We start from the raw sequence: 17,905 nt of genomic DNA on the forward strand, positions 1-17,905 counted from the left end.
CTCGAGTGACGTTGTGCGCCCGGTCAGCCACGATGAAAGCGCGCGGACGACCGTTCGCCGGCCTTGTTGTGACCATCGCGACCGCGAAAGTATTGCAGCAGCAGGTCATGCCCGTAATGCGACGAGCGGTCGCGGCGCTGGCCGAAGCGCTCCCAGGCGCGCTCGTGGAGGAAGAAAACCAGCGTGTTGCACAGCGGTTCGATCAGCGCCACGGTACCGCCGATCACCACGCTGCCGGTCAGCGCGTAGACGATCAGGAAGGCCGTGGCGAAATGCAGGATGGCGAAGGTAAGCGTCTTGAGCAGCGATTGCTTCATCGGTTCCCCAGACAGGGCAAGGCCCCGGGTGTGCGCGGAAGATGCGGGGGTGAAAGGCCGCGGGCGCTGCGCCCGCGGCCTGGCCGTCAACGCTTGGCTTCGACGCCCGGCGTGGCCAGTCGGGTGAGGTGGTCCTGGGTGATCTTCGGCAGGTGCTCGCGCAGCCAGGCGGCCATGGCCTCCTCCTCGACCAGGATCTGCTCGCAGACCTTCTTGGTTTCCAGGTCGCCCACCGCCTCGGCGGCCGCGATCAGGATCTCGTAGGAGGCGATCTCCAGGTTCTCGAACACGTAGCCCATCTGGGCGCCCTTGACGATTTCGTCGCCCATCATCATGCCGCCCATGGCCTGCCCCATCGCCATCATCTTGCCGCCCAAGTCCTTGATCCCGGAGTAGGAGGCATCGTGGCGGCGCAGGCAGGATTCCACCAGCTTGGCCTGGTTCTGCGTCTCGCGGATGTGCTGCTCGATGCGCGCCTTGAGCTCCGGATAGTGCTCGATGCGTTCGGCCTGGCGGCTCAGCATGCTTTCGGCCTGGGCTTCCATCGCGTGGGCGTCACGCAGCCACTCGATCAAGCGTTCCACACGGGCGTCGTTACCTGTCTGTGCACTTTGCATGTCGCTACTCCTCGATGTCGGGAAGGTTACGGAGCCGCGGCTCCCTGACAGGTGTGAGGCGCGTCGGGCGCGGGGAGTTCCCCACCGTCCGGCGGGCCCCTGCGTGAACTTTCGACGCTTTCGACAAGTCACTTTTGCGGATCAACGCAGGCAGGGGGAGCGGGCACATCGAAGCGTTAGAAGCACTGAATGGCTGGTTGACGTGGCGGAACGTGATCTCCGACCCGGCCCTTCGTACCCTGGCGGCCGCGCTCACCATGCTGGTCGTGCTCGGCCTGTTCGGGCGGTTGATCACCGCGCTGACGCTGCGCCTGGCACGCAACTTCCTGGTCACCCGGGAACTGTCGCGCAGCCTGGAAAAACCGGTGCGCGTGCTGATCCCGCTGCTCGGCGTGCAGGCCGTGTGGCTCTCGGCGCCGGACGACCTGATGCTGATTCCCCTGGCGCGACGCCTGACCGGCGTGCTGATCGTGTTCGGCTTCACTTGGCTGATCCTGCGCGCGCTGCGCGGCATCGAGCAGATCATCCTGCTCAGCAACCCGGTGGACATCGCCGACAACCTGCGGGCGCGGCGCATCCAGACGCAGACCCGCGTGCTGTTCCGCACCATCAGCTTCTTCGTCATGACCATCGGCCTGGCGGCGATCCTGATGACCTTCCCGGCGGCCCGCCAGTTCGGCACCAGCCTGCTCGCCTCCGCCGGCCTGGCCGGCCTCGCGGTGGGCTTCGCCGCGCGCCCGGTGCTGGCCAACCTGATCGCCGGTGTGCAGCTGGCGATCACCCAGCCGATCCGCCTGGACGACGTGGTCATCGTCGAGAACGAATGGGGACGCATCGAGGAAATCACCGGCACCTACGTCATCGTGCGCATCTGGGACGACCGCCGGCTGGTGGTGCCGCTGCAGTACTTCATCGAGACACCCTTCCAGAACTGGACCCGGCGCAGCTCCAGCCTGATCGGCACGGTGTTCCTCTGGGTCGACTATTCGCTGCCGCTGGAACCGCTGCGCGAGGAACTGCGGCGGCTGTGCAAGGAGGTGCCGGAACTCTGGGACGGCCGCGTGTGCGTGCTGCAGGTGACCGACACCAGTGAGAAGTCGATCCAGCTGCGCGCGCTGGTCAGCTCGCCGGATTCGTCGCGAAACTGGGACCTGCGCTGCCACATCCGCGAGAACCTGATCGGCTTCATCCAGCGCCAGTACCCGCAGGCGCTGCCGCAGCTGCGCGCCGACCTCAGCGTCGGGCAGAAGCCGCCGAAATCCGACACCCATGTACCGGAGCACGTCGAGCCGGAACGGCAGCCGCCGGTGTAGCCAAACGAATCGGGCGCCATGGAGGCGCCCGATGTTTTCGCGGCCGGAACGGTCAGAGCTGGAAGCGGCCGACCAGCGTGTTCAGGTTCACCGCCAGCCTCGACAGGTCCTGGCTGGCCGCGCTGGTCTGGTTGGCGCCCGTCGAGGTCTGCACGGCCAGGTCGCGGATGTTCACCAGGTTGCGGTCGACCTCGCGGGCCACCTGCGCCTGCTCCTCGGACGCACTGGCGATGACCAGGTTGCGTTCGCTGATCTGGCTGATCGCCGCGGTGATTTCCTTCAGCGCCTCGCCTGCCGCCTCCGCCAGCCTGAGCGTGGCGGCAGCGCGTTCGGTGCTGGCCTGCATGGACGTCATCGCCTGCTCGGTGCCCTGCTGGATGCCACCGATCATCTGCTCGATCTCGTGTGTCGACTGCTGGGTGCGGTGCGCCAGCGCGCGCACCTCGTCGGCCACCACCGCGAAGCCGCGCCCGGCATCGCCGGCGCGCGCCGCCTCGATGGCCGCGTTGAGCGCCAGCAGGTTGGTCTGCTCGGCGATCGAACGGATCACGTCGAGCACCTTGCTGATCTCGTGGACCTTCTCCGCCAGGCTGCGGACCTGATCGGAAGTGCCGCGCACGTCGCCGGCCAGGGTAGTGATGGATTCGACCGTGTGGTCGACCTGCTCCTGCCCGCGCCGCGCGGTGCGATCGGACGCCTGCGAAGCCTCGGCGGTGCTGACGGCGTTGCGCGCCACCTCGTCCACCGCGGTGGTCATTTCGTTGACCGCCGTGGCGGCCTGTTCGAGCTCGTCGTTCTGCTGGACCAGCCCGCGCGCCGAATCCTCGGTCACCACGTTCAGCTCTTCCGAGGCCGAGGCCAGCTGGTCGGAGGACTGGGCGATGCTCTCGATGGTCTCCCGCAGCTGGCTCTGCATGCCGCGCAGGGCGTGGAGCAGCTGCGCAGGCTCGTCGGCGCCCACCACCGAGACGGGTTTGCTCAGGTCGCCGGAGGCGATCGTCTGCGCCACGCCGACCGCCTGCCGCAGCGGCTGGACGATGCTGCGGGTCAGCAGAACCGCCAGGGCGACGGTCAGGGCGGCGGCCAGCAGCATGACGGCCCATACCACCCTGACCGAGTGGTCGTAGTTCGCCGTGGCGGCCGCGCCGGATGCCCGCGCCTGCTCCCGGTTCGCCTTGACCAGTGCGCCCAGCAGCTTGGCCAGGGTATCGGAGGAATCCTTGTATTCGCCCTTCAGCAACTGCTGCATCTCCCCGACCCGATCCTGCTCGGAGAGGCGAAGCAGCCTGTCGTTGATCTCGTAGTAATGCGACAGCTGCCGGTCGAAGCGCTCGAACGCCTCCCGTTCTTCCGGGCTGGAGATCAGCGCCTGGTAGGCGTCCTTCTCACCCTGCAGGATGCCGGCCAGCTCGGCGCCGCGGGCGACCGTGACCTGCAGGTCCTGGGGATCGCGGTCGACCAGCAGGCGAAAGGAGACGATGCGCAGACGCAGCACGTTTTCCTGCATCGAGCCGAGCAGCGCGTAGCTGGGCAGCTTGTTTTCCATCATGTCTTCGGTCGAGGCGCGGATGTTTTCCATTCTGGCGAGGGAAAACAGCCCGAGGATGACGACCAACAGCGCGACCGCTGTGAAGAAGACGATCGATCGCGGCGCGATGCCGAATTTTCTCAATAACATAGCGAGGGTTCCTGACAGTTTTTGTATTTATCGCCTCAGCGCTGATTGTTGAGCTACCGCTCTAAACGACACCTTCTGTATCGGCATTTCGAGAGCGGCGCTTGAGCGTTCCACTGCAAAAATACCCTTGTGCGGGGCGCGGAAATTGGCGGACCGCTCTAGCATGCGGGATGGCGTGGAGCGACCGATTGCCGCGGGCCTGGGGGCAAGTGGCTTGGCGGCCAGGATGCCGAGTCGTTGCCCCACGAACGGAGCCGGAGACCTGTGGGAGCGGACTTGACCGCGAACGATCCGGCACCGCGTTTGGTGTTCGCTCGCCGCGCTTTCCTGGGCCCAGTCTTGGGTTCGGCGCACACAAGTCTGTAGGAGCGGCAACCCGCCCCTCATCCGGCCCTGCGGGCCACCTTCTCCCAAGGGGAGAAGGGAAAGGCCGGCGCCGCCGCCCGGGCCTTGGTCAAACACCTCTAGGAGCAGGCTCTGCCTGCGACCGGGGTCCGCAGGATATCTGCGGAGCGACACCAGACCATCCCCCTGAGGGCTGGGGTGAGGGCACCGCGTGAGAAGGAAAGGCCGGCGCCGCCTGAGGCCCGGGCGAACACCTGTAGGAGCAGGCTCTGCCTGCGACCAGGGCCCGGGCGAAGGGCGCGATCAAGACCGCACAGAATGCCTCCGGCATAGCATGCCCCCCACCCGCCACGTGGCACGGCAAGCGAGACTCCCGCCCTAGCGCAATTTCTCCAGCAATTCCGCATACCGCTCCGGTATACGCTCCAACCCGTACCGCGCGGCCTGTTTGCGAATCTCCACCCGGTCGCCCTCGAATCGCGCCGTTTCGCTGATCACCGCCCGCCGCTCGCCCTGCATCAGTGCATAGGCGTAGCACTGGGTGCCGCCGGCGTCCTCTTCCGAGTCGTCGGCGACGCCGGTGTTGGCCACGGTGATGCTGGCCGCGCTGGCGGCGAGCGCGCCGAGGGCCATTTCCGTGGCGACCTCCTCGCTGGTCAGGCCATATCGGTCGATGGTCTCGAAACGCACGCCCAGCAGCCTGTGCTTGGCCTCGGGCGAGTAGACGACGAAGCCGCAGTCGAGCACCTGGCCGCAGCCCGGGATGTCACCGAGCAGCGAAGCCATCAGGCCGCAGGTGCAGGATTCGGCGGTGCTCAGCTTGAGTTCGCGCTTGTCCAGGAAGGCGATGAGATCGGCGAGGTTTTGCATCGTTTTTGCACACTCGAAAAGGGGCGGAATCGGGCTGGTCCCGTATGGGTTCCGAGCCGCCCGGCAAGGGCCGAGTTCCAGGGCGATAAATTCCGTCCGACGGCCCGAACTAAATCAGGGGGTCCGGGTCTGGTTCAGGGTAGGGCCATTGCAGCTCCTGGCCGCGTCCGCGGCAACTACCTAAACCAAGCCTTGCTGTGCTCATGGTGCGTCGCTCCCCTGGGGCTGACGCGTGTGGAATTGCGTTCGTAGTCGGCATCGGCTTGGAAGCCGGTCGCTATGGAGAATCTGATGAGTGAAGCAGCTGTGACCGCCCAGAACATCCGGCCGATCAAACCCTCGTTCCGGATAGCGTCCCCTACCCGCCCCCTGTTGCAGATCCGCAGCGGCCAGGGCAGCAAGAAGAAAATCCTGTTCGTCACCTCGGAGCTGACCGACCTGGTCAAGACCGGCGGCCTCGGCGACGTGTCCGCCGCCCTGCCCCGCGCGCTCGGCGACCTGCACGACGTCCGCGTGCTGATCCCCGGCTATCGCCAGGTCATCGACAGCGGCCATCCGATCCGGGTAGTCGGCCGGCTCGAAGGCCATGCGGACCTGCCGCCCTGCCGCATCGGCCGGATGGACATGCCCGACGGGCTGATCATCTACGCCCTGCTCTGCCCCGAGCTCTACGACCGGCCCGGCAATCCCTACGGCGACGAGCACGGCCACGACTGGCCGGACAACCCCATCCGCTTCGCCCGCCTGGGCCTGGCCGCCGCCGAGCTCGCCGCCGGCAACGCCTGCATCCGCTGGGTGCCGGACCTGGTGCACGCGCACGACTGGCAGGCGGGCCTGGCGCCGGCCTACATGCACTGGCGCCGGCTGAAGACGCCGAGCGTGTTCACCATCCACAACCTGGCCTACCAGGGCACGCTGGACATGAGCCTGCGCCGCTCGCTGGGCATTCCGCAGGAGGCCTGCCACCACGACCGCATGGAGTTCTACGGCAAGCTCTGCATGCTCAAGGCCGGCATCGCCTACGCCAGCCACGTAACCACGGTGAGCGCCACCTACGCCGAAGAGATCACCACGCCCGAGTTCGGCTGCGGGCTCGAGGGCTTCCTGCGCTGGAAGGCCGACCAGGGGCTGCTGAGCGGCATCCTCAACGGCATCGACGAAAGCTGGGACCCGCAGACCGATGCGCACCTGCCGCACAAGTTCGCCCCGATGCAGTGGGCCGGCAAGGCCGCCAATGCCGCGCTGGTGCGCGAGCGCTTCGGCCTGCCGCACAGCGAAGGCGCGCTGTTCGCGGTGGTCTCGCGGCTGGCCCACCAGAAGGGCCTTGACCTCACCGTGGGCGCCGCCAGCAGCATCGTCGAGGCCGGCGGTCAGCTGGCGATCCTCGGCTGCGGCGAATCGCACATCGAGGCGGAACTCCGCGCGCTGGCCGAGCGTCATCCGCAGCAGATCGCCGTGCACATCGGCTTCAACGAACCGGACGCGCGGCTGCTGTTCGCCGGCAGCGACTTCCTGCTGATGCCGTCGCGCTACGAGCCTTGCGGGCTCAGCCAGATGTACGCGCAGCGCTTCGGCTCGCTGCCGGTCGCCCGGCGCACCGGCGGGCTGGCCGATTCGATCGAGGATGGCGTCACCGGCTTCCTGTTCGACGCGCCCGAGGTGCAGGCCTACCGCCATGCGGTCGAGCGGGCGCTGGCCGTGCATCGTTTCCCGCAGCTGCTCAACGCCATGCGCTGCCGGGCGATGGGGGCTGGCTTCTTCTGGCGCCAGGCCATCGACCCCTACGACCGGCTGTACAAACGACTGCTGGGCGAGCAATGCGAGGTCGCTCTCCCGAGGTGAGGTAAACAATGCAGATGCAGCGTCTCAGGACCGCAGCTCGACACGGACCGTTGCTTCTCGATCAGACCAACACCCGGTTCAGGCTCTGGGCCCCCGACGCGCAACGCGTGGATCTGCGCCTCGAAGAGGGCCCGACCCTTGCCATGCAGGCCGGCGAAGACGGCTGGTACAGCGTCGACGCCGCCTGCGGGCCAGGCACCCGCTACCGCTTTCGCATCGACGACGAACTGGACGTGCCCGATCCGGCATCCCGGGCACAGGCCGAGGACGTGCACTCGGCCAGCCTGGTGGTCGACCCCGGGGCCTACCGCTGGCAGCACCCCGACTGGAGGGGCCGGCCCTGGCACGAAACGGTGCTGTACGAACTGCACGTCGGCCTGCTCGGCGGCTACAAGGGCGTGGCGGCGCGGCTGCCGGCGCTCGCCGAGCTCGGCGTGACGGCCATCGAGCTGATGCCGCTGGCCGAGTTTCCTGGCGAGCGCAACTGGGGCTATGACGGCGTGCTGCCCTACGCGCCCGAGGCCGCCTACGGCTCGCCCGACGAGCTCAAGCAACTGATCGACACCGCCCACGACCTCGGCCTGATGGTCTTCATCGACGTGGTCTACAACCACTTCGGTCCCGACGGCAATTACCTCGGCCGCTACGCCAAACACTTCTTCCGCCACGACCAGCAGACGCCCTGGGGCGATGCCATCGACTTCCGCCGCCGCGAAGTGCGCGACTACTTCATCGACAACGCGCTGATGTGGCTGCTGGAGTACCGCTTCGACGGGCTGCGGATGGACGCCGTGCACGCGATTCCCGACCGCACCTTCCTCACCGAACTGGCCGAGCGCGTGCACCAGGAAGTCGAACCCGGCCGCCACGTGCACCTGGTGCTGGAGAACGAGGACAACCGCGCCAGCCTGCTGACCCAGGGCTTCACCGCGCAGTGGAACGACGACGGCCACAACGTGCTGCACGTGCTGCTGACCGACGAGAGCCAGGGCTACTACGGCGACTACCACAAGGCGTCCACCGACAAGCTGGTGCGCTTCCTCGGCGAAGGCTTCATCTACCAGGGCCACCAGACCCGGCGTGGGCATGCGCGCGGCGAGCCCAGCGCGCACCTGCCGACCACCGCCTTCGTGCTGTTCCTGCAGAACCACGACCAGACCGGCAACCGCGCCTTCGGCGATCGCCTGGTCACCCTCGCCGATCCCGACGCACTGCGTGCGGCGACCGCCGTGCTGCTGCTCGGCCCGATGATCCCGCTGCTGTTCATGGGCGAGGAATGGGGCGCGCGCCAGCCGTTCCTGTTCTTTACCAGCCACCATGGCGAACTGGCCGATGCGGTGCGCGAAGGCCGCCGCAGCGAATTCGCCGAGTTCGCCGAATTCGCCGACGAGCAGATGCGCGAGCGCATTCCCGATCCCAACGCGCTGACCACCTTCGAGGACTCGCGCCCGGACTTTACCAGCGCCTCCGAACCCGGCCACGGCGAGTGGCTGGCGCTCTACCGCGAGCTGCTCGACCTGCGCCGAGAACGGATCGTGCCGCGCCTGCAGGGCACGCGTTTCGCCGGCGCACAGGCGCTCGGCGAAGGCGCCGCACAGGCGCGCTGGACGCTCGGCGACGGTAGCACCCTGCACCTGGCGCTCAACCTCGGGCGCGACGCGGTCAAGGTCCGGCTGCCAGACGCCGAGCCGCTGCATGCCAGCCGTCCGACGGATGCGCTGGCCGCCGGCGCACTGCCGCCGGGCACCGCGGTGTTCCACCTGGAGGGCGCGCGATGAACGAGCGGCGCCTGCACGAACTGGCCGAGGCGGCGGGCCTGTCGATCGACTGGGTCGATGCTGACAACCGCGACCAGCGGGTATCGCCGGAGGTGCTGCGCGGGGTGCTCGCCGAGCTCGGCCTGCGCGCCGACAGCGACGCAGACATCGACGCCAGTCTGGACAAGCTGCGCTCCACCAGCGGCGGCGCCAACCTGCCGCCGCTGCTCACCGTCGACCGGCACCACGCCCTCGACCTGCAGCCCTATTTCAGCCCCGGCGAGCGCTGGATGCTGACCCTGGAAGACGGCGAGCGGCGCGAAGGCCGGCTCGACGACCAGGCCCGGCTGCAGGGCGTCGACCGCATCGGCTACCACCAGGTGTCCATCGGCGACCGCCACTTCGGCCTGGCGGTGGCGCCGGCGCATTGTCCGACCGTGACCGAGATCGCCGGCGAGGCGGCCTGGGGCCTGACCGTCCAGCTCTACGGCCTGCGCCGGCCCGGCGACGGCGGCCTCGGCGACACCCAGGCGCTCGAGGCCCTGGCGCGCAATGCCGCGGCGCACGGCGCGCAGGCGCTGGGCATCAGTCCGGTGCATGCGATGTTCAGCGCACACATCGAGCAGTACAGTCCCTACTCGCCCTCCAGCCGGCTGTTCTACAACGTGCTGCACTGCGCGCCGGGCAGCATCCTCGGCGAGCGACCGCTGCGCCAGGCCATCGAATCCTGCGGTCTGGGCGAGGAGTTGGCGCGGCTGGAGGGCCTGGAGCTGATCGACTGGCCGGCGATCGCCCGCTCGCGCCAGCGCCTGCTGCGCGCGCTCTACGACGACTTCAGGACCGGCGGCAACGCCCAGGCGCAGGACTTCGAGAGCTTCCGCGCCGCCGGCGGCGAGGCGCTGGAGAACCACTGCCGCTTCGAGGCCCTGCACGGGCACATGCTTTCGGCCGAAGGCCATCCGCAGCACTGGCGCCACTGGCCCGAGCACTACCGCGACCCGGGCGATCCGGCGGTCAAGCGCTTCGCCGACGAGCATGCCGACGAAGTCAGCTACCACGCCTTCTGCCAGTGGCTGATGGCCCGCGGCCTGGAGCGCGCGCAGCAGGCGGCGAAGGCCGCCGGCATGCCCATCGGGCTGATCGCCGACCTGGCGGTGGGCGCCGACGGCGGCGGCAGCCAGGCCTGGAGCCGCCAGGGCGAACTGCTCGCCTCGCTGAGCGTCGGCGCGCCGCCGGACATCATGAACCGCGACGGCCAGAACTGGGGCATCTCCGCGTTCTCGCCCTGGGGGTTGAAGCAGCACGGCTTCCGCGCCTTCATCGAGATGCTGCGGGCCAACCTGGCGCACGCCGGCGGCATGCGCATCGACCACGTGCTCGGGCTCAAGCGGCTGTGGGTGATGCCGGCCGGCGCCGACCCGAAGCAGGGCGTGTACCTGAACTTCCCCTTCGACGACATGCTCCGGCTGCTGTGCCTGGAGGCCTGGAGGCACGGGGCGGTGATCCTCGGCGAGGACCTCGGCACCATCCCGCCCGGCCTGCGCGACGTGCTCGCCGCACGCGGCGTGCTCGGCATGCGGGTGCTGCTGTTCGAGCAGCACAATGGACATTTCCAGGCCCCGCAGCAGTACTCCGCACAGGCCCTGGCGACCACCACCACGCATGACATCCCGACCATCGCCGGCTGGTGGCAGGGGCGCGACATCGACTGGCGCATCCGCGTCGGCCAGGTGCGCGAAGAGGACCGGACGCAGCAGTGGCACGCGCGCGAGCACGAACGCGGCGGCCTGAACCACGCGCTGCGTGCCGATTCCGGCGCTCACGGGCATGAACTGCTGAGTACGGAACAGGCCGTCGACGCCAGCGTCGGCTTTCTCGGCCACACGCCCGCGCCGCTGGTGCTGCTGCCGGTCGAGGACGCCCTGGGCCTCGAGGAACAGCCGAACATGCCCGGCATCGTCGAGATCCACCCCAACTGGCAACGGCGCTATCCCGGCGACAGCGCCACCCTCCTTGACGGTCCCGTCGCGGCGCGCCGCCTCGCGCGACTGGCCGAGGCCCGTGGGGCCACTCGGAGCCGCAACCGATGAAAGCACTCACTGCCACCCTGCGCCTGCAGTTCCACAAGGACTTCACCCTGGACGACGCCACCGCGCTGGTGGACTACTTCGCCGACCTCGGTATCAGTCACCTCTACGCCTCGCCCCTGCTCACCGCGCGGCCCGGCTCGGTGCACGGCTATGACGTCATCGACCCGACCCGAATCAACCCCGAGCTCGGCGGCGAAGAAGCGCTGCGCCGGCTGGTCGAGGCGCTGCGACAGCGCGACATGGGGCTGATCCTCGATATCGTGTCGAACCACATGGCGGTCGGCGGCTCCGGCAACGCCTGGTGGCTGGACGTGCTCGAGTGGGGCCGGCGCAGCCCCTATGCGCAGTTCTTCGACATCGAGTGGAATTCGCCCGACCCGCTGCTCGAAGGCCAGTTGCTGGTGCCCTCCCTCGGCAGCGACTACGGCGACGCGCTGAAGGACGGCAAGATCCCGCTGCGGCTGGATGCCGAGAAAGGCCAGCTGTACGCCGAACACTACGAGCACCGCTTCCCCATCACTCCGCCGACCTATGGCGAGGTGCTGCGCAGCAGCGGCCATCCGCAGCTGGTGACGCTGGCCGAACGCTTCGACGAGTTGAAGGAATCGCCGCACCCCTACACCCGCGCCCGCGAACTGCGCGCCGAGCTGGCCCAGCTGCTGCAGGACGCGGCCGCGCGCGAGGCGCTGGAGAATGCCCTGTCACTCTACGACTCCAGCCGCGAGGACGGCTTCATGCGCCTGCACCGGCTGCTGGAGCGCCAGCACTACCGGCTGGCCAGCTGGCGCACCGCGGCAGACGACATCAACTGGCGGCGCTTCTTCGACATCAACGAACTCGGCGGCCTGCGCGTGGAGCGCCCGGTGGTGTTCGAGGAAACCCACGCGAAGATCTTCGAGCTGCTCGGCGAGGGCCTGGTGGACGGGCTGCGCATCGACCATATCGACGGCCTGGCCAACCCGCGCGGCTACTGCCGGCGCCTGCGCCGCCGCGTCGACCGGCTCAACGCCGGCCGGCCGGAGCCGGTGCGGCTGGACCACGTGCCGATCTACGTCGAGAAGATCCTCGCCGCCGGCGAGCGCCTGCACGACGACTGGGGCGTGGACGGCACCACCGGCTACGAGTTCATGAACCAGGTTTCGCTGCTGCAGCACGACCCTGCCGGCGAGGCGCGGCTGTGTTCGCTGTGGAGCGAGACCAGCGGGCGCTCCTCCGACTTCCTCGAGGAAGCGCGCGCCGCCCGCCAGCTGGTGCTGACCGGCACGCTGGCCGGCGATTTCGAGACGGTCGCGCAGGCGCTGCTGCAGGTGGCGCGCAGCGACCTGATGACCCGCGACATCACCCTTGGCGCCATCCGCCGGGCACTGCTGGAGCTGATCATCCACTTCCCGGTGTACCGCACCTACATCGCCGCCGGCGGCCGCCGCGAGGCCGACGAACCCTTCTTCCAGCAGGCCCTGGCCGGCGCACGGACGACCCTCGGCGAGGGCGACTGGCCGCTGCTCGAGCATCTCGAGCGCTGGCTCGGCGGGCAGCCGCTGCGCGAACTGCCCCCCGGCCCGGCGCGCAAGGCCCGGCGCTACGCCGCGGCGCGCTTCCAGCAACTGACCTCCCCGGCCGCCGCCAAGGCCGTGGAAGACACCGCCTGCTACCGCTCCGGCGTGCTGCTGTCGCGCAACGACGTCGGTTTCGACCCGCAGCACTTCAGCGGCACCGTCGAGACCTTCCACCGGGAATGCCTGGCCCGTCACGAGCATTTCCCGCGCAACCTGCTGACCACCGCCACCCACGACCACAAGCGTGGCGAGGACAACCGTGCGCGCATCGCGGTGATCAGCGAGCGCGCCGACTGGTTCGCCGGGAAGGTCGGCTACTGGCGGCAGCTCGCGGCAGGCTGGCGCCAGGAGCTGGACGACGGCCCCGCGCCCTCGCCCGGCGACGAGCTGATGCTGTTCCAGACCCTGCTGGGCAGTTGGCCGCCCGGGCTGTCGGCGGATGACGAGGCCGGCATGCAGGCCTACTGCGAGCGCATCCTGCGCTGGCAGGAAAAGGCCCTGCGCGAGGCCAAGCTGCGCAGCACCTGGGCCGATCCGAACCAGACGTACGAAGGCGCCTGCCGGGCCCATGCCGAATACCTGCTGACCTCGCCGGAAGGCGCGGAACTGCGCCGGGACATCGCTGCCGCGGCGGCCGGCCTCGCGCCGGCCGGTGCCCTCAACGGCCTGGCGCAGGCGCTGCTGCGGATGACCACCCCCGGCGTGCCCGACCTCTACCAGGGCGCCGAATACTGGGACTACAGCCTGGTCGACCCGGACAACCGCCGGCCGGTGGATTTCGTCGCGCGGCGCGGCTCGCTGCACCCCGACGCGCAGCCCGCCGAGCTGCTGGACAGCTGGCAGGACGGCCGCATCAAGCAGTTCGTCATCACCCGCACGCTGGGCCTGCGCGCCGCCGTCCCGCAGTTGTTCACCGAGGGCAGCTACCAGCCGCTGAGCGTGCACGGCGCGCAGGCCGAACGCGTGGTCGCCTTCGCCCGCCAGTGGAGCGACGCCTGGGCCGTGGTGGTGGTGCCGCGGCTCGCCTCGGGCCTGCTCGGCGACAGCACCCGGCCCTTCGTCGAGCCCGCGGCCTGGGGCGACACCCGGGTGGCCCTGCCCGAAGCGCTGAACGGCAAGCCGCTCGCGGGACTTTTCGACCAGATCACAGTCTCACCCCAACAGGCGGGCCTGAGCGTGGCCCAGGTGCTGGGAAGCCTTTCCGTCGCAGTCCTTCACACAAAGCTATAAAACACCAGGAGAAACAGACACATGAGTGCAAAAGAGCAGCGCATCCGCGAACTGGCTTACCAGATCTGGGAGTCCGAGGGATGCCCCGAAGGAGAAGACGCTCGTCACTGGGAGATGGCACGCAAGCTGGCCGATGCCGAAGAAGGCGGCACCGCGACCAAGCCGGCCACGCGCGCACGGCGCACGGCGACCAAGCCGACCGAAGCCGCACCGGCAGCCAAGCCCAAGACTGCGCGCAGCACTCGCGCGACCACGACCGCCGCGGCCACGCCGGCGGCACCCGAGGGCGACACCGATGCCGAAGCCGGCACGCCCAAGGCCATTAAGAAACCGCGTACCACCCGGGCGGGCAAGAAGGAAAGCTGAAAGCCTCAGCGCCACCCCGCCCCCGTTTCCCGCGACACCGGCCCTGCGGGGCCGAATGGAGAGCCCATGCCCAACAAAAAGTCCCAGGCGCCGCAGGTCATGACTCATTCGCGCATCCGCGAAGGCCTACCCTTCCCGCTCGGCGCGACGTGGGACGGGCTGGGCGTCAATTTCGCGATCTTCTCGGCCAACGCCACCAAGGTGGAGCTGTGCCTGTTCGACGATGCCGGCGAGCAGGAGATCGAGCGCATCGAGCTGCCCGAATTCACCGACGAGATCTGGCACGGCTACCTGCCCGACGCGCACCCCGGGCAGATCTACGGCTACCGCGTGCACGGCCCCTACGAGCCCGACGCGGGGCACCGCTTCAACCCGAACAAGCTGCTGATCGACCCCTATGCCAAGCAGCTGGTCGGCAGCCTGCGCTGGTCCGAAGCGCTGTTCGGCTACACCATCGGGCACGCCGACGGCGACCTCAGTTTCGACGAGCGTGATAGCGCTCCCTTCGTGCCGAAGAGCAAGATCATCGACCCGGCCTTCACCTGGGGCCGCGACCAGCCGGTGCAGGTGCCCTGGGACCGCACAGTGATCTACGAGACCCACGTGCGCGGCTACACCATGCGCCATCCGGCGGTGCCCGAGCAGTACCGCGGCACCTTCGCCGGAATGAAGACGCCCGAGGTGATCGACTACATCCGCAAGCTCGGCGTGTCGTCCATCGAACTCCTGCCCATCCACGCCTTCGTGCAGGACCAGCACCTGCTGGAAAAGGGCATGGCCAACTACTGGGGCTACAACACCATCGCCTTCTTCGCGCCGAACCCGGCGTATCTGGCCAGCGGCAAGATCAGCGAATTCAAGGAGACGGTGGCGCACCTGCACAACGCCGGGCTCGAGGTGATCCTCGACGTGGTCTACAACCACACCGCCGAGGGCAACGAGATGGGCCCGACGCTGTCGATGCGCGGTATCGACAACGCCTCCTACTACCGCCTGATGCCGGACAACAAGCGCTACTACATCAACGATTCCGGCACCGGCAACACCCTCGACATGAGCCACCCCTGCGTGCTGCAGATGGTCACCGACTCGCTGCGCTACTGGGCCACCGAGATGCACGTCGACGGCTTCCGCTTCGACCTGGCGACCATCCTCGGGCGCGAGCACTACGGCTTCGACGAGCGCCACGGCTTCCTCGTCGCCTGCCGCCAGGACCCGGTGCTGGCCGGCACCAAGCTGATCGCCGAGCCCTGGGACATCGGCCCCGGCGGCTACCAGGTCGGCCGCTTCCCGCCGGGCTGGGCGGAGTGGAACGACCAGTTCCGCGACACCGTGCGGGCCTTCTGGAAAGGCGACGAGGGCCAGCTGGCGGACTTCGCCGCGCGCCTGACCGGCTCCGGCGACCTCTACAACCAGCGTGGACGCCGGCCGTTCAGCTCGGTCAACTTCGTCACCGCGCACGACGGCTTCACCCTCAACGACCTGGTCTCCTACAACCAGAAGCACAACGAGGACAACGACGAGGACAACCGCGACGGCAGCGACAACAACATCTCCTGGAACCATGGCGTGGAGGGGCCGACCGACGACCCGGAAATCCTCACCCTGCGCTTCCGCCAGATGCGCAACTTCTTCGCCACCCTGCTGTTCTCGCAGGGTACGCCGATGGTGGTCGCCGGCGACGAGTTCGCCCGCACCCAGCACGGCAACAACAACGCCTACTGCCAGGACAGCGAGATCGGCTGGGTGAATTGGGAATGGGGCGCCGAGGGCGAGGCGCTGATGTACTTCGTGCGCAAGCTGATCCGCCTGCGCCAGCGCTTCCCGGTGCTGCGCCGCTCGCGCTTCTTCGTCGGCGCCTACAACGAAGAACTCGGGGTGAAGGACGTCACCTGGCTCGATCCGAACGCCGAGGAGATGTCGGTCGAGCAATGGGAAGATCCGCAGAACCGCTGCCTCGGCATGCTGCTCGACGGCCGCGCGCAACCGACCGGCATCCGCCGCGCCGGCTCGGATGCGACGCTGCTGATCATCATCAACGCCAACCACTTCGAGGTCGATTTCACCCTGCCGGAGGTCCCGCAGGGCATGCACTGGAACCGGCTGATCGACACCAACCAGCCGACCGCGCGCCCGCAGCAGTTCGAATTCGACGACCAGTACACCGTGACCAGCCGCTCGCTGCTGCTGTTCGAGCTGATCAAGGACGAGGAATGAGCGGGTTGGCCGTGGTGATGCCGGGTGGTCGCCCGTAGGTTGGGCTTTGGCGCTCGTGGGAGCGGCCATGTCGCCGCGGGGCGCGCCTCCCACAGGACCGGGCGGGAACCGCGTGCTGTTGTGGGAGGCCCGACCTCGGGGCGATGCGCTCTTCTGTGTGAGCGGTCTCGACCGCGATCTGGCGACGCGACGATCGTTCGCGGTCAGGACCGCTTCCACGGGGCGAAGCCCGGCAAATGCCCTTCAAACGAAACCGATCCAGCGCCCGGCCACCAGCACCCTCGGCCACAGCAGCAGCGACAGTGCGCCGTGCAGCCGCACCGCCGGCGATGGCCGCTCCTGCGTCCAGACCCGGCGATGCAGCCAGAGCGCGTTGAGCACCGCCAGGGCGATCAGCCCCAGCTTGATGCGAAAGGCGATGTTGGCCGCATAGTCCACCGCGTTGACCAGGAACAGCCAGGCGCCGGTCAGCATCGCCAGCGCCAGGCCGCAGGCCGCCATGCGCGAGAGCAGCGGCCCGACCAGGGCCAGCGGCACCTGGCGGAAGGCGCCCAGCAGGCGCAGGTCGAGGGTCAGGATGCTGCCGATCAGCACACCCAGCGCGGCGATGTGCGCGGCGTTGACCAGCAGGTAGGTGGTGCCGTTGCGCTGCAGCAGCACCGCCGGCGGCAGGGTCGACAAGGCGCTCCAGAGCCCCTGCTCCATGGGCCGGGGCTTACTCGATCCGTTCCGGGTAGATGTCGTAGGTCTCGCCGCCGACCTCGATCTGCACGGCCTTCATGCGTTTCTCGGCCTGATCCTTCGATCTATTGCCGGTGGCCTTGATGGTGTCGCCCTCGCGGGCGGACTCCGCGGTGAAGCCGGCGCGCTCGGTCTGGCTGGGATTGCCGAGCTCGACGCGCCAGGTGCCGTCCGGCGTCTCCACGTCCAGCCAGGGATGCGGCGGCGCGATCTGCACCCGGGTGACGGTGCCGGTCAGCTCCATCTGCTCTTCTTCCGCCCAGGACCAGCCGTGGTGGGCGAAGGCGGCCATGCTGGAAAGCGCCAGGCAGGCGGCCAGGATCAGGGAAATCGGTGCTCGAAAGGACATGTTCCGCTCCCGTTGCGTGAAGGACCGCTACTGACTATAGGAAGACCCATGCCGCCGCTCCAGGCGCAAGTGCCAGCGGACGTTTCCGACCTGGTCGCAGAGCGAGGGGGCGCCGGGTTGTTGCGCGCGAATCGCACCAAGTGGCAGGCCTTGTTCGCGGTCGAGTCCGCTCCATGCGTGTATCGCCCGAGGTCGGGCCTCCCACAAAAACAAGCGGTGCCTATCGAATCCTGTGGGAAGCGCGCCCTCGCGGCGACTGCCAAGCGACCTTGGCTGCAACGGCGATGGGACTCGTTCTGCAGTCAAGATAGTCGCTCCACGGGGCGGCATGCTTCAGGGATCGTAGGGTGGCCGGGCGGCGTTCCGCGTAGGGTGGGCCGGGCGGCGTTCCGCTTCAGCCCACCGAATCGGCCTTGGATCACAACGGTGGGCTGAAGCCCACCTGCATCCCCATGGTCGCACGCAGAGCCTGCTCCCCTACCGGTGTGCATCGCCGCCATCGGCAACACCGGGCGTCCCTTTCCCTTCTCCCCGCGGGAGAAGGTGGCCCGCAGGGCCGGATGAAGGAGACCGCGCTCCGCTTCCAAACGCAGCGCCACTCGTCCCGCCGACTGAAC

Annotated in this window: 13 protein-coding genes; 7 read left to right on the plus strand and 6 right to left on the minus strand. The window is 68.6% G+C overall.

Annotated elements, in window-relative coordinates; genetic code table 11:
• Positions 1-23 precede the first annotated feature (23 nt).
• On the minus strand, positions 24-317 hold the full coding sequence (locus H610_RS0100590; RefSeq protein WP_028237917.1) for a DUF2061 domain-containing protein: 294 nt from the start codon (positions 315-317) through the stop codon (positions 24-26).
• Between the two features lie 86 nt (positions 318-403).
• Complete coding sequence (locus H610_RS0100595; RefSeq protein ID WP_043237279.1) at positions 404-934, minus strand: ferritin-like domain-containing protein; 531 nt, start codon at positions 932-934, stop codon at positions 404-406.
• 257 nt (positions 935-1,191) lie between these two features.
• Between H610_RS0100595 and H610_RS0100600 the strand changes: the two genes are divergently transcribed.
• Positions 1,192-2,247 carry a mechanosensitive ion channel family protein gene (locus H610_RS0100600; RefSeq protein WP_051231407.1) on the plus strand — a complete coding sequence of 352 codons (1,056 nt, stop codon included), beginning with the start codon at positions 1,192-1,194 and terminating at the stop codon, positions 2,245-2,247.
• A gap of 52 nt (positions 2,248-2,299) precedes the next feature.
• Here H610_RS0100600 and H610_RS0100605 read toward each other — a convergent pair whose 3' ends face one another.
• The gene (locus H610_RS0100605; RefSeq protein ID WP_028237920.1) at positions 2,300-3,925 is read right to left on the minus strand and encodes a methyl-accepting chemotaxis protein; all 1,626 of its coding nucleotides are present in this window, start codon (positions 3,923-3,925) and stop codon (positions 2,300-2,302) included.
• 723 nt (positions 3,926-4,648) lie between these two features.
• The gene (locus H610_RS0100610) at positions 4,649-5,140 is read right to left on the minus strand and encodes a CinA family protein (RefSeq protein WP_028237921.1); all 492 of its coding nucleotides are present in this window, start codon (positions 5,138-5,140) and stop codon (positions 4,649-4,651) included.
• 291 nt (positions 5,141-5,431) lie between these two features.
• Between H610_RS0100610 and glgA the strand changes: the two genes are divergently transcribed.
• The 6 genes from glgA (at position 5,432) to glgX (ending at position 16,198) form a co-directional block, all read left to right on the plus strand.
• Entirely contained in the window at positions 5,432-6,982 is a 1,551-nt protein-coding gene (gene glgA / locus H610_RS0100615) for a glycogen synthase GlgA (protein WP_028237922.1), read from the plus strand.
• 8 nt (positions 6,983-6,990) lie between these two features.
• Positions 6,991-8,760 (plus strand): malto-oligosyltrehalose trehalohydrolase, encoded by a 1,770-nt coding sequence (gene treZ, locus H610_RS0100620; RefSeq protein ID WP_028237923.1) that lies wholly within the window; start codon positions 6,991-6,993, stop codon positions 8,758-8,760.
• A complete protein-coding gene (malQ, locus tag H610_RS0100625; RefSeq protein ID WP_028237924.1) occupies positions 8,757-10,829 on the plus strand; it encodes a 4-alpha-glucanotransferase in 2,073 nt (690 codons plus the stop codon). The genes treZ and malQ overlap by 4 nt, the downstream gene beginning before the upstream one ends.
• Complete coding sequence (locus H610_RS0100630; protein WP_028237925.1) at positions 10,826-13,615, plus strand: malto-oligosyltrehalose synthase; 2,790 nt, start codon at positions 10,826-10,828, stop codon at positions 13,613-13,615. The genes malQ and H610_RS0100630 overlap by 4 nt, the downstream gene beginning before the upstream one ends.
• 21 nt (positions 13,616-13,636) lie before the next feature.
• A complete protein-coding gene (locus tag H610_RS0100635) occupies positions 13,637-13,981 on the plus strand; it encodes a DUF2934 domain-containing protein (protein WP_028237926.1) in 345 nt (114 codons plus the stop codon).
• 66 nt (positions 13,982-14,047) lie between these two features.
• Complete coding sequence (gene glgX, locus H610_RS0100640; RefSeq protein ID WP_028237927.1) at positions 14,048-16,198, plus strand: glycogen debranching protein GlgX; 2,151 nt, start codon at positions 14,048-14,050, stop codon at positions 16,196-16,198.
• Between the two features lie 243 nt (positions 16,199-16,441).
• Here glgX and H610_RS0100645 read toward each other — a convergent pair whose 3' ends face one another.
• Together H610_RS0100645 and H610_RS0100650 are read right to left on the minus strand one after the other, a co-directional pair.
• The gene (locus H610_RS0100645; RefSeq protein ID WP_201768333.1) at positions 16,442-16,879 is read right to left on the minus strand and encodes a DUF6644 family protein; all 438 of its coding nucleotides are present in this window, start codon (positions 16,877-16,879) and stop codon (positions 16,442-16,444) included.
• 34 nt (positions 16,880-16,913) lie between these two features.
• A complete protein-coding gene (locus tag H610_RS0100650) occupies positions 16,914-17,288 on the minus strand; it encodes a DUF6152 family protein (RefSeq protein ID WP_051231403.1) in 375 nt (124 codons plus the stop codon).
• Between the last annotated feature and the right edge of the window lie 617 nt (positions 17,289-17,905).

Origin of the sequence: Stutzerimonas azotifigens DSM 17556 (assembly GCF_000425625.1) — a bacterium.
Classification (GTDB): domain Bacteria; phylum Pseudomonadota; class Gammaproteobacteria; order Pseudomonadales; family Pseudomonadaceae; genus Stutzerimonas; species Stutzerimonas azotifigens.

Coding starts and splice junctions, on each gene's coding strand:
- treZ (WP_028237923.1), top strand. CDS start 6,991: ATGCAGATGCAGCGTCTCAGGACCGCAGCTCGACACGGACCGTTGCTT.
- H610_RS0100635 (WP_028237926.1), top strand. CDS start 13,637: ATGAGTGCAAAAGAGCAGCGCATCCGCGAACTGGCTTACCAGATCTGG.
- H610_RS0100590 (WP_028237917.1), bottom strand. CDS start 317: ATGAAGCAATCGCTGCTCAAGACGCTTACCTTCGCCATCCTGCATTTC.
- H610_RS0100650 (WP_051231403.1), bottom strand. CDS start 17,288: ATGTCCTTTCGAGCACCGATTTCCCTGATCCTGGCCGCCTGCCTGGCG.
- H610_RS0100605 (WP_028237920.1), bottom strand. CDS start 3,925: ATGTTATTGAGAAAATTCGGCATCGCGCCGCGATCGATCGTCTTCTTC.
- malQ (WP_028237924.1), top strand. CDS start 8,757: ATGAACGAGCGGCGCCTGCACGAACTGGCCGAGGCGGCGGGCCTGTCG.
- H610_RS0100630 (WP_028237925.1), top strand. CDS start 10,826: ATGAAAGCACTCACTGCCACCCTGCGCCTGCAGTTCCACAAGGACTTC.
- glgA (WP_028237922.1), top strand. CDS start 5,432: ATGAGTGAAGCAGCTGTGACCGCCCAGAACATCCGGCCGATCAAACCC.
- H610_RS0100600 (WP_051231407.1), top strand. CDS start 1,192: ATGCTGGTCGTGCTCGGCCTGTTCGGGCGGTTGATCACCGCGCTGACG.
- H610_RS0100610 (WP_028237921.1), bottom strand. CDS start 5,140: ATGCAAAACCTCGCCGATCTCATCGCCTTCCTGGACAAGCGCGAACTC.
- glgX (WP_028237927.1), top strand. CDS start 14,048: ATGCCCAACAAAAAGTCCCAGGCGCCGCAGGTCATGACTCATTCGCGC.
- H610_RS0100595 (WP_043237279.1), bottom strand. CDS start 934: ATGCAAAGTGCACAGACAGGTAACGACGCCCGTGTGGAACGCTTGATC.